Here is an 11,835-nt window from a genome sequence, read left to right on the forward strand (position 1 = left end):
TCGTCCGTTCATTACATAGTGCGCGACGCCCATCTGCATCCCCGCCGCCTGTGCATCGTCGATGTCGCGCACCCGCCGTGCGGGGGCGCCGGCCCATAATTCGCGTTCGGGGATTTCCTTGTTCTCGGTCAGCAACGCGCCCGCGGCGAGCATCGCGTCGCTGCCGATGCGGCAGCCATTCATCACGGTTGCTTTCAACCCGACGAATGCACGGTCGGCCAATGTGCAGCCATGCACCATCGCCATATGGCCGATGAGCACATCTTCGCCGATGATTGTCGGAAAGCCCTCGGGACGGTGCGGCATCGGGCCGTCGCAGTGCACGATACTGCCGTCCTGGATGTTCGAGCGCGCGCCGACGACGATATGGCTGACATCGGCGCGCAGCACGCAATTATACCAGATGCTGACGTCGGGGCCGATCGTTACATCGCCGACTATCCGGCACCCCGGCGCGATGAAGGCGCTGGGGTGGATCGTCGGCGTCTTGCCGTTGACCGTGATTATGCTGACGTCGCGGTAAGTCATTCTGCACGCTTTCCGATCAGGCTGCCCCACATGAGCACGGGCAGGGTGGAGGCATAATCGTCTGTCCAGCGTTCGAAGCCCGCGGTCGATCGAAGCGCGACCCAGGCATTATCTTCGTCGGCCTTTTCGCGCGGACGCAGGCCGCCGGTCAATTGCGCCATCCGCTGCGGCGTCGCGGTCAGCGCAACCCAGTTCGATGCGGTGAGGTCGTCGATACCATCTTCGGGCGGCCCCGGATCGAGCCGGATCGCCGCCGTCCAGCCGCGCGCCCTGGCCTCTTCAGCCAGCACCGGTTCGAGCCCGAAGAAGCGGTTCGAGATATGGATCAGCAAAATGCCATCGGGTTTCAGCGCGCGGGCGTAAATACCGATCGCTTCCTTGGTCAGCAGATGGAGCGGGATAGCGTCGGACGAGAAGGCGTCGATGACAAGGACGTCGAAACGCCCCGGCGGCTGATCTGCAATCTTGAGCCGGGCATCGCCGATCACGATCGGGGCGTCGGCAGCGCAATCGGACAGGAATGTGAATTTGGCGGGATCGCGGGCGATGTCGACCATCACCGGATCAATCTCAAAAAACGTCCAGCGCTGGCCGGGACGGCGATAGCAGCCAAGCGTTCCTGCCCCCAGCCCCACGATGCCGACCGCCGCATTCGGTCCGGCCAGTGCCTCAGTTCTTTCAAGAGCCAGGCCGACGCCCGATTTCGGGCCATAATAGGTTGTCGCCTCGCGCCGGTGCGCGGGATCGGTGCGTTGGAGGCCGTGGAGCGTGGTGCCGTGCGCCAGCCGCCGCTGTCCCTGCGCCGGATAATCGGTGACGGTATAGACACCGAAATAGCTGCGCACGCGGTCGCCGGTAAAGCTGTCCTGCACGGTATTCCAGCCACCCACTCCGATCATCAGCAGTGCGAGGACAGCGACATAGGCCCAGCGCCAGCCGATCACCAGCAACCCGATCGCAAGGATGGCGAAACCCCATATCGCCACATCGCCATCGAGCCGACCCGACCATCCGCTGACCATGCGCCAGCTGGCAAAGGCGGCGCCTACCACGAGCAGCCCGACAACCAGCCGCGCGGTAGTCGCCGGCAGTTTCAGCCATTTGTCCCACGGCAGCAGCGTGGGAAGCGGCAGCAGCACCGCCGCCGCAAGGGTGAGCAATGGATGTTCGTAAACCCAGTCGAACACCAGCGGCGCGAGCAACGCCGCGAACAGTCCGCCGAGCACCCCGCCCGCGGACATGATGAGGTAGAACAGCGTCAAATGCTGCGGCGCGGGGCGAAGATGGTACAGATAGCCGTGGAGCGCGGTCGCGACCACAAACAGCATCGCGAGACTGGCGAGCGCGACCATCAACGACCCGCCGCCCGAACTGAGCAGCGCCAGCGCACCGACCGTCAGCAACACCGTCGGCGCGATGAAAACAAAGACCTCGGTCAACCGGCTCATCGTCGAAAAGGCGATCACGAAGCTGAGCAGATAGAGGCCAAGCGGCAGCACCCAGAGCAGCGGCATCGCGACGATATCGGTGGTGAGGTGCGTCGTCGTCGACAGCATCAGCCCCGACGGCACCGCCGCGATGAGCAGCCAGTGGAGCTGGCGCCGCCAGGACGGGCGCGGTTCGTCGGCGACAGCGGCTTCGCCCGTCGTATCGACCGCGCGGCCATGCCAGCGCGCCGCGGCGCTCGCCGCCACCAGCAGCACGAGCAGCGCATAGCCCGCAGTCCAGCCCCAGCTTTGCGCCGCCAGCGGTAAGTTCGGTTCCACGAGCGCGGGGTAGCTGATCAACCCGGCAAAACTGCCAAGGTTGGATGCGGCGTAGAGATAATAGGGATCGCCCGCGCGCGTGTCGGCCGCGAACCAGCGCTGCATCAGCGGCGACTGCGCCGAGACCACAAAGAATACAGGACCGATCGACGCGAGCAGCAGCAACGGCACCCACAGCGCCTCTTGCCCAGGGCCAGGCGCCGCGATTTGCGCGATGCCGATCGGAAGCCATAAAGCGGCGGCGAGAAACAACGCGATGTGGATCATCGCCTGACGCTGCACCGTGAACCGGCCGAGCCAATGGGCATAGGCATAGCCCGCAAGCAGCAGCGCCTGATAGACCAGCATCGCGCTGTTCCACACCGCTGGGGCGCCGCCGAGTTTCGGCAGCACCATCCGCGCCACCATCGGCTGGACTTGAAAGAGCAGGAAACTACCGACCAGGATGGTCAGCACAAACAGCCAGCGCCGCGGTAACGCAGTCATAAAACGCCCACCCCTTATCCGATTATGCGTTCAGCAGCCGCGCCGCGTGCAGCGCATGATAGGTCAAAACCCCCGATGCCCCGGCGCGGCGGAACGCCAGCAGGGTTTCGAGCACCAGCGCGTCGCGGTCCCCCGCGCCCGCTGCCACGGCAGCTTCAATCATCGCATATTCCCCCGATACCTGATACGCATAGACCGGCACCGCAAAATGATCCTTAACCGCGCGGACGATGTCGAGATAGGGCAGCCCCGGCTTGACCATTACGCTGTCGGCACCCTCGGCCAGATCCTGCGCGACTTCGCGCAGCGCTTCTTCGGCGTTGGCGGGGTCCATCTGATAGGTCTTCTTGTCGCCCTTGAGCAGCCCGCGCGAGCCGACCGCATCGCGGAAGGGTCCGTAAAAGGCCGACGCATATTTGGCGGCATAGCTCATGATCTGGACGTGGCCAAAGCCTTCGACCTCCAGCGCTTCGCGGATCGCGCCGATACGGCCGTCCATCATGTCGCTGGGGGCGATAATGTCGGCGCCCGCGCGCGCCTGATTCAGCGCCTGCCCGACGAGCACATCGACGGTTTGGTCGTTGAGGACATAGCCGCTGTCGTCGATCAGCCCGTCCTGTCCGTGGCTGGTATAAGGATCGAGCGCAACGTCGGTGAGCACACCGATATCGTCGCCAAGCGCCTGCTTGATCGCGGCGGTGGCGCGGCACATCAGATTGTCCGGGTTGAGCGCCTCGCCGCCATCCTCGGTCCGGCGGTCGGCTTGCGTATAAGGAAAGAGCGCAATGCATGGTATGCCTGCCGCCACGGCATCGCAGGCGCGATCGACGATGCGGTCGACCGACCAGCGCGACACACCGGGCAGGCTCGAAATCGGTTCTTCGGCGCCCGCACCGTCGCAGACGAACAGCGGCCAAATGAGGTTCGAAGGTGACAGCGTCGTTTCGCGCACCATGGCGCGGCTCCAGCCAGTGCGGCGGGTACGGCGGAGGCGAAGGTCGGGAAAGGCAGCTTGGGTCATGCGGCGTGCATAGCGGGGCGCGAGCGCGGGGCAAATGGATATTGGGGCGGCTTGATCCCTTCGCCCTTGATGGGGAAGGATGCGGAGCCTTGCCGCAAAGCGGCTAGGCGAAGTTGGACGGGGGTGATGGTGCGTCGTTCGACAGCCGTGTCAGGCCGAGAGCGCCCCCCGCCGCTGCGACTAGCCAGCAAGCCGGCAAGTCTCGCTGCCCGTCCCCTGAAGGGGAGGGGACGAAATCGTCAAATCCCGCCCTCGGCGCGTTTCGATGCCACATCGGCGAGGCTGCCGAGCTTTGGCCCCTCCACCTGTTTCGCCGCGATCGGCGTCAGTGCCGCGCCGGGCGCTACCGCAGTCAGCGTCCGGATGCGCGCGCGGAAGTCGGCGAGCGCCTTGCCCTCGAGCAGTGCGCGGGTGACGAAAGTCACCGACGACGGGTTCACCGCGCGGCCGTTGCGATAGAGTTCGTAATGGAGGTGCGGCCCGGTCGACAAGCCGGTCGAGCCGATATAGCCGATCACCTGGCCGCGATTGACGCGCTGACCGGGGCGCACCGCGATGCGGCTCATATGACCATATCCGGTGCCGAGACCGTTGCCGTGGTTGAGCTTGACGAAATTGCCGTAACCGCCGTGGCGCCCGGCGATCGACACGACGCCATCGGTCACCGCATAGATCGGCGCGCCATAACCGCCGCCGAAATCGATGCCGCTGTGCATCCGGCGATAGCCCAGGATCGGGTGCCGCCGCATCCCGAAGGTCGAGGTGATGCGGCCATTGGTCGGCCGCGCCATGCCGCCGCGCTGTTCGCCGACGCCCGATGCTTCGAACCATTGGGTGCGGCCATCGACGTTCCATTCGAGCATCGACAGCCTGGGTTTGCCGCCGCGGACCAGCCCCGCGTAGAGCAGCTTGCCGGTTTCGCTCTCGCCGGTCTCGGCGCGGCGGTAGTCGACGATGATGTCGAACTCGTCATTGGCCCGAATGTCGCTGCCGACCGAAATCTGGCGGCCGATCACGCGCAGATAGGATTGGATCGCCGTTGCGGGCGCCCCGGCGGCACGCGCCGAGCGGTAAAGACTGTCGCCGACACGGCCGCGGATGCGCAGCGGGGTATTGTCGACCGCGATCGGGATGCGCCGCATTACCAGCCTGTCGCCCTCGCGCTCCATTTCGATGCGCAGATCAAAGCGCGCGCGCATCGCCAGCGCGTCAACAGGGCGGGGCATCGTACGCGCGGCGCGGCGTCCGAGAATAAGGTCAATTCGCGTTCCGGGTGCGATGTCGGCGAGCGGCACCGCGCTCGATACCTGATTCGCCAGCGCTTGCGCCTCGCCGCTGCCGACGCCCGAGCGTTCAAGCAGGCGCGCAAAGCTGTCGCCGCGGCCCAACGTCGCGGTGAGTTCGATCTGCGGGCGCTCGGGGGTCTGGTTCAGCGGACGCACGGCGTCGGTCGCCGCCATATGCCGCCCGGTGTCGCCGCCGAGCGCGAGCGGCACGATCATCTGCGCGCGCGCTTCGTTGAAATCGGCGGTGTCGAGCGCCGGGGCGCCGCCGACACTAAGCGGCTGAATTCCGGGGAAAGAAGCGATAGCGGTGCCGCAGAGCAAGGTTAATGTCGCCAGCCCGCGCCACCATTCGACCGAGCCGATATTGTCGCCAAGGTCGGAAACCAGATCGAGCTGCGCCAGCCGGTCACGCCAGTCAAGCGCGTCCAAATCGGCATCGGCGCGCCGCAGCGGGATCGCCTGCGACATCGCAAGCGCGGCCGCATTGCCGGACATCCCCGCGATGGGTTCATGACGCTGAAACAAACTGCCACCCCCGCTCGACGAACCTCCCAAAACCCGGCCGCCGAATGATATTCGTCCACCTGTCTGTAAAGAAAGGTCGTTAAAGTCAATTTAATGGCGGTTTTGCTGCCATCGGTTGCGGCAAGCCGTGGTGAGGCTAGGATATTATGCAAGCGATACGGAAAAATGGGCCGCCGCCCCACCGTTCGACGATCGACAGTTGCGCGGCGCTCGCCGCCATGCCAGCTTGGTGCCCAAGATAATGACGTCATCCTCTTCCCAGCCGGTCAAGGCTGTCCTTGGCCCCACCAACACCGGCAAAACCCATTTGGCGGTCGAGCGTTTGACCGCCCATTCGAGCGGCATGATCGGCTTTCCGCTCCGCTTGCTGGCGCGCGAAGTTTACGACCGCGTCGTCGCGATCAAGGGGGCGCCGCAGGTCGCGCTGGTCACCGGCGAGGAACGGATCATCCCGCCCGACGCGCGCTACCTGCTCGGCACGATGGAAGCGCTGCCGATCGAGCGCGACGTCGCCTTTGTCGGCATCGACGAAGCCCAGCTGGGCGCGGACCCCGAGCGCGGCCATGTCTTCACCGACCGCCTGCTGCGCGCGCGGGGCCGCGACGAGACGATGATCCTGGGATCGGCGAGCATCCGCGGGCTAGTTAAAACGCTGGTACCCGAAGCCGAGATTGTCACGCGGCCGCGCTTCTCGACCCTGAGCTACGCCGGGTCATCCAAACTGTCGCGCCTGCCCAAACGCTCGGCGATCGTCGCTTTCTCGGCCGAGGAGGTTTACGCAATCGCCGAAATGCTGCGCCGTTTTTCGGGCGGCGCCGCGGTGGTAATGGGGGCGCTGAGCCCCAAGACGCGCAATTCGCAGGTCGCGATGTTCGAGGCGGGCGAGGTCGACTACCTTGTCGCCACCGACGCGATCGGCATGGGGCTGAACCTCGACGTCCAGCATGTCGCCTTTGCCAGTTTGCAGAAATTCGACGGGCGGCGTCTCCGCCGCCTGACGATTTCCGAAATGGCGCAGATCGCCGGGCGCGCCGGGCGGCATCAGCAGGACGGCAGCTTCGGCACCGTGGGATTGCCGCAGGGTGGTTTCACCCCCGAGGAAGTCGCGGCGATCGAGGGGCATCATTTCCCGCCGCTGCCCAGCCTGTTCTGGCGCAATCCGACCCCCGGCTTCGGCTCGCTCGACCAGCTGCTGTCCGACCTGGCGCAGCCGCCGACGCAGCCGGTGCTGCGCCCCGCCCCCGAAGCGGTCGACATCGCGGTGCTCAAGCATCTGGCAGGGGACATGGAGGTGCGCGCGCGCGGCGGCGATTTCGACGCGGTCCAGCGCCTGTGGGACATTTGCGGGCTGCCCGATTTCGAGCAATTGGGCGCCGAGCATCACAGCCGGACGATTTTCAGACTGTGGCAATGGCGCACCAGCGGCGACGGAATGATCGACCCCGAGTGGTTTTCGCGGCGGCTGGCGAAGCTTAACGACGTCGAGGGCGATATCGATCAGCTCGCGAGCCGCATCGCCGCGGTGCGGACCCTGTGCTTCATCGCGCAGCGCGGCGACTGGATCGCGGGCGCGGCGGGGTGGACCGAAGCAACGCAGGCGCTCGAATCGCGCCTGTCCGACGCACTGCACGCGGCGCTGGCGCAGCGCTTCGTCGACCGGCGGCTCGCGCTGCTGCTGCGTGACGCCGGGCAGCGGCACGCCGCGCTGCCGGTGGCGGTCGGACCCGAAGGGACGGTCGCGGTCGATGGCGAGGCAATCGGCACGCTCAAGGGTTTTCAGTTCAAGGTCGATCCGGTCGCCAAGGCGAGCGACCACCGGATGCTGCTCGCCGCCGCCGAAAAACATCTGCGCGCCGAGCTGGCGCGCCGCGCCACCGCGCTGGCCGAGGGCGACGACAGTGCCTTGTCGCTGATCGCCGAACCGGGCGCGGTGCCCCGACTCGCCTGGCACGGCCATGCTATTGCGACGCTCGCCAAGGGGCCGACGCTGGTCCAGCCGACGATCCAGGTCGACCCGTCGCTGCGGCGGCTCGAACCCGTCCAGGTGCAGGCGATTACCGAGCGGCTGCACCGCTTTATCGCCGCGCAGCTGGCGCGTCACGCCGGCCCGCTCGCCGCGATGGGCGAGGCGGCGGGCGACCTGTTCACCCCGCCACGCGTCCGCGCGCTGCTCGCCGCGCTGACCGACAACAGTGGCATGATCGGCCGCGCTGCGGTCGAGGATCAGCTGAACGCGCTCGCCGCCGACGAGCGACCGCAGCTGCGCAAACTGGGCTTCACCATTGGCTCGCTCGACGTCTTCCATCCGACGTTGCTGAAGCCCGAGGCGGTGCGCTGGCGCGCGGCGCTGATCGCGGCGCAGCAGGGCGTGCCGGTTCCGGTGCTGCCGCCGCACGGCGCGGTGCTGCAAAAAGTAGGCAGCCACGCGGGGCTGACAATCGCCGGATTCCGCCGCTGCGCCACCGGCTGGCTGCGCATCGACATGGCCGAAAAGCTGGCTCGGCAGGCGCATGCCGCCCGGATGCAGGCGTCGGCGCCGCCAACCGCGCCGATCGCAGGCAGCGACGATCATCATCACGACCATCCGATCGGCGCGGAAGCCGACATTGCCGCGCCGCCCGGCTTTGTGATCGACCCCGCGCTCGCCACCTCGCTCGGGCTCGACGAAGAAACACGGCGCGGACTGCTCGGCAGCTTCGGGTTCCGCAGCGTTGGCGAGCCCGCGCTGCAACGCTGGCGCTGGTCGGGGCTGCGCAAGCCCGACAAGCGCCCGCGCCGTAAACCGCCGCGCAAGGGCGCCGACACCCCGCCGCGCGCTGTGGCGAACGGCGATGGCCGGCGGCTGCCGGTCCATCAGGCCAAGGGCAAACGCGGCGCACCGGGTAAGCCGCGGGCCGACAAACCCCGCGCCGATCCCCCGCGTGCGGATCGCTCGGCGCGGCGCAGCCCGTCGCCGAACAGCCCGTTTGCGGGTCTTGCCGCGCTGCTCGCCGAAAGCCGCAAAGACTGATGGCGAGCCCCGGCGCCGCGGGCAGCATCCGGCTCGACAAGCTGCTGTGGTTCCTGCGCTTTGCGCGCTCGCGCAGCATGGCGCAGGCGGTGGTCGCAGCGGGACATATCCGGCTCGACGGGCGGCGCGTTTCGCGGCCGTCGTGCGCGGTCCACGTCGGGCAGACGTTGGTGCTGCCGGTCGGCGAGCGGATCGAGGTGGTGCGGCTGCTGGCGCTGCCCGTCCGCCGTGGATCGGCGAACGAGGCACGCGCCTGTTATCAGAATCTCGATCCCGGTCCGCCCGCCACCGGCATTTCGGCTATCAGCGACGATGGAAAAGCTGTGCATCCCAATCGCGCGCCGGACCCTATCCAATGAGAGTGATTCGCAACTGCTCGCTAGGCGTTGACGCACCGCCGCCCGGCGGCATAGAGGCGAGCCAAGAGAGAGATTGACGGCCCGGTTGCCGTCACCTGAGGGAGCCTGAAACCATGACCTATGTCGTCACCGATGCCTGTGTCCGGTGCAAATATATGGACTGCGTCGAGGTGTGCCCCGTCGACTGTTTCTATGAGGGCGAGAATATGCTCGTCATCAACCCCAATGAATGCATCGATTGCGGTGTGTGCGAGCCCGAATGCCCCGCCGAAGCGATCCTGCCCGACACCGAGAGCGGCCTCGAAAAATGGCTGGAAGTGAACACCAAGTTCAGCGCCGAATGGCCAAACATCACAGTAAAGAAAGAAAGCCCTGCCGACGCCGACGAATATAAGGGCGTCGAAGGCAAGTTCGAGACGCTGTTTTCGCCCGAGCCCGGCACCGGCGACTGATCCCAAATCTGACAAACCAGTGGGGCGGGACTTTCCCGCCCCTTTCTTTTGCCCCCTTGAATCCCTCTCGCTTGGCGACGATGTAGGTGACCGAGGGGCCAGCCCGCCGGTTCTCGGCGCGGCGCTCCAATAGCATAAGGACGCATTTCCAATGATCGACCCGCTCGCCGCTCTTGTCCCCGTCGTCGTCGAACAGACGAGCCGCGGCGAACGCAGCTTTGATATTTTCTCACGCCTGCTGCGCGAACGGATCATCTTTGTCACCGGCGAGGTCGAGGATAATATGGCGTCGCTGATCACCGCCCAGCTGCTGTTCCTCGAATCGGAAAATCCGAAGAAGGACATCTATATGTACATCAACTCGCCGGGCGGCGTCGTGACGGCGGGCATGGCGATCCACGACACGATGCAATATATCCGCCCGCGCGTCGGCACCGTGTGCATCGGCCAGGCCGCGTCGATGGGCAGCTTCCTGCTCGCGGCGGGCGAACCTGGGATGCGCGTCGCGCTGACCAACGCCCGCGTGATGGTCCACCAGCCATCAGGCGGTGCGCGCGGCATGGCGTCGGACATCGAAATCCAGGCCCGCGAAATCCTGCGCATCCGCAAGCGGATGAACGACCTGTATGTCAAATATACCGGCAAGTCGCTGAAAGACATCGAAAAGGCCATGGACCGCGACACCTTCCTCGAGGCCGACGAAGCCAAGGCATTCGGGCTGGTCGATCATGTCTATGACCGCCGCCCCGGCGCGGTCGAAGGCGATGCCGCGAAGGATCTGGGCGAAGGCCCCACGCCCTGATTGCGCTGCCGATCCCAAAGATCGACACCCCGGACTTGATCCGGGGTCCATTGCTACGAAGCGACGATGGATGCCGGATCAAGTCCGGCATGACGAAAGACGGGATTGGTAACCGCATTTGTTGACGCTCGTTTGGTGCCATGATGCTAGGCGGGACATTGCCGCGATGTCACCCAATTGCCATATTGTAATTGGGTGACCGCGGGCTAGGATAAGGACGGCACCGCCATTTCGGCGCCTGCCAAAGGAAGTTTTATGACGAAATTGAGCGGCTCGGACAGCAAGAGCACCCTCTATTGCTCCTTCTGCGGCAAGTCGCAGCACGAAGTCCGCAAGCTGATTGCCGGCCCCACCGTGTTCATCTGCGACGAATGTGTCGAACTGTGCAACGACATCATCCGCGAAGAGATCAAGGGCGGGGTTGCCGCGCGCAAGGACGGCGCAGTGCCGACACCGCTGGAAATCTGCCAGCATCTCGACGCCTATGTGATCGGCCAGAACAAGGCCAAGCGCGTGTTGTCGGTTGCGGTCCACAATCATTACAAGCGCCTCGCCAATTCAGGCCGCGGCGACGAGGTCGAACTGGCGAAGTCGAACATCCTGCTCGTCGGTCCGACCGGCAGCGGCAAGACCTTGCTCGCGCAGACGCTCGCACGCTTCCTCGACGTGCCCTTCACCATGGCTGACGCGACGACGCTGACCGAGGCCGGTTACGTCGGCGAGGACGTCGAGAACATCATCCTCAAGCTGCTCCAGTCGTCCGACTATAATGTCGAAAAGGCGCAGCGCGGCATCGTTTACATCGACGAGATCGACAAGATCAGCCGCAAGGCCGAAAATCCGTCGATCACCCGCGACGTGTCGGGCGAAGGCGTGCAGCAGGCGCTGCTCAAGCTGATGGAAGGCACGACCGCGAGCGTTCCGCCGCAGGGCGGCCGCAAGCATCCGCAGCAGGAATTCTTGCAGGTCGACACGACGAACATCCTGTTCATTGCCGGCGGCGCGTTTTCGGGCCTCGAAAAGATCATCGGCGACCGCTTGCAGGGCAAGTCGATCGGTTTCGGCGCGCATGTTGCGGGACCGGACGAGCGCCGCATGGGCGAAGTGCTGAAGAGCATTGAGCCTGAAGATCTGCTGAAATTCGGCCTGATCCCAGAATTCGTCGGCCGTCTGCCCGTCATTGCGACGCTCGAGGATCTCGACATCGATGCGCTGGTCAAGATCTTGGGCGAGCCCAAGAACGCGCTGGTGAAGCAGTATCGCAAGCTGTTCGATCTGGAAGAGGTCGTGCTGACCTTTACCGACGATGCGCTGGTCGCGGTCGCCAAGAAAGCGATCGAACGCAAGACTGGCGCCCGCGGGCTGCGCTCGATCGTCGAGGCGATCCTGCTCGACACAATGTTCGATCTGCCCGACCTGACCGATGTGGTCGAGATCGTCGTCGACAAGGACGTCGTCGAGGGCCGCAAGGATCCAGTCCGCGTCTATGCCGACAAAGCAAAGGAAGTGGCGGGCGACGCCGCCTGACCCCGAGTCGGCGGGGGGCGCCCCGGGGGTTTAAAATATTTTTTATATAGGAAAAGCGAAGTGTAAAGAAAAA

Annotated in this window: 9 protein-coding genes; 5 read left to right on the plus strand and 4 right to left on the minus strand. The window is 65.4% G+C overall.

Annotated features, from left to right (window positions below):
- From K0M74_RS17835 to K0M74_RS17850, 4 genes are all read right to left on the minus strand, one after another.
- Window positions 1-528, minus strand: a 528-nt coding sequence (locus K0M74_RS17835) for a gamma carbonic anhydrase family protein (protein WP_293975576.1), incomplete at its 3' end; no start/stop codon positions are given.
- Window positions 525-2,780 (minus strand): spermidine synthase, encoded by a 2,256-nt coding sequence (locus tag K0M74_RS17840; protein WP_293975579.1) that lies wholly within the window; start codon window positions 2,778-2,780, stop codon window positions 525-527. The genes K0M74_RS17835 and K0M74_RS17840, both read right to left, overlap by 4 nt.
- A 22-nt stretch (window positions 2,781-2,802) precedes the next feature.
- Window positions 2,803-3,801 (minus strand): porphobilinogen synthase, encoded by a 999-nt coding sequence (gene hemB, locus K0M74_RS17845; protein ID WP_293975581.1) that lies wholly within the window; start codon window positions 3,799-3,801, stop codon window positions 2,803-2,805.
- Between the two features lie 239 nt (window positions 3,802-4,040).
- Window positions 4,041-5,582: a M23 family metallopeptidase gene (locus K0M74_RS17850; protein ID WP_293975583.1), complete on the minus strand. Its 1,542-nt coding sequence runs from the start codon at window positions 5,580-5,582 to the stop codon at window positions 4,041-4,043.
- A gap of 271 nt (window positions 5,583-5,853) precedes the next feature.
- On the opposite strand from K0M74_RS17850, the gene K0M74_RS17855 reads away from it, so the two are divergent.
- The 5 genes from K0M74_RS17855 to clpX all read left to right on the plus strand — a co-directional run bounded on the left by K0M74_RS17855 (window position 5,854) and on the right by clpX (window position 11,762).
- Window positions 5,854-8,622 (plus strand): helicase-related protein, encoded by a 2,769-nt coding sequence (locus K0M74_RS17855; protein WP_293975585.1) that lies wholly within the window; start codon window positions 5,854-5,856, stop codon window positions 8,620-8,622.
- Window positions 8,622-8,981, plus strand: a complete 360-nt coding sequence (locus K0M74_RS17860; RefSeq protein ID WP_293975587.1) for an RNA-binding S4 domain-containing protein — start codon at window positions 8,622-8,624, stop codon at window positions 8,979-8,981. Before K0M74_RS17855 ends, K0M74_RS17860 begins: the two co-directional genes overlap by 1 nt.
- Window positions 8,982-9,094: 113 nt before the next feature.
- Window positions 9,095-9,433 carry a ferredoxin FdxA gene (gene fdxA, locus K0M74_RS17865; protein ID WP_088442917.1) on the plus strand — a complete coding sequence of 113 codons (339 nt, stop codon included), beginning with the start codon at window positions 9,095-9,097 and terminating at the stop codon, window positions 9,431-9,433.
- Window positions 9,434-9,584: 151 nt separating this feature from the next.
- Window positions 9,585-10,235 (plus strand): ATP-dependent Clp protease proteolytic subunit, encoded by a 651-nt coding sequence (locus K0M74_RS17870; protein WP_088442919.1) that lies wholly within the window; start codon window positions 9,585-9,587, stop codon window positions 10,233-10,235.
- A gap of 255 nt (window positions 10,236-10,490) precedes the next feature.
- A complete protein-coding gene (clpX, locus tag K0M74_RS17875) occupies window positions 10,491-11,762 on the plus strand; it encodes an ATP-dependent Clp protease ATP-binding subunit ClpX (RefSeq protein ID WP_088442921.1) in 1,272 nt (423 codons plus the stop codon).
- Window positions 11,763-11,835 lie beyond the last annotated feature (73 nt).

It is taken from the genome of Sphingopyxis sp. (genome assembly GCF_019459305.1).
In the GTDB taxonomy this organism is placed as follows: domain Bacteria; phylum Pseudomonadota; class Alphaproteobacteria; order Sphingomonadales; family Sphingomonadaceae; genus Sphingopyxis.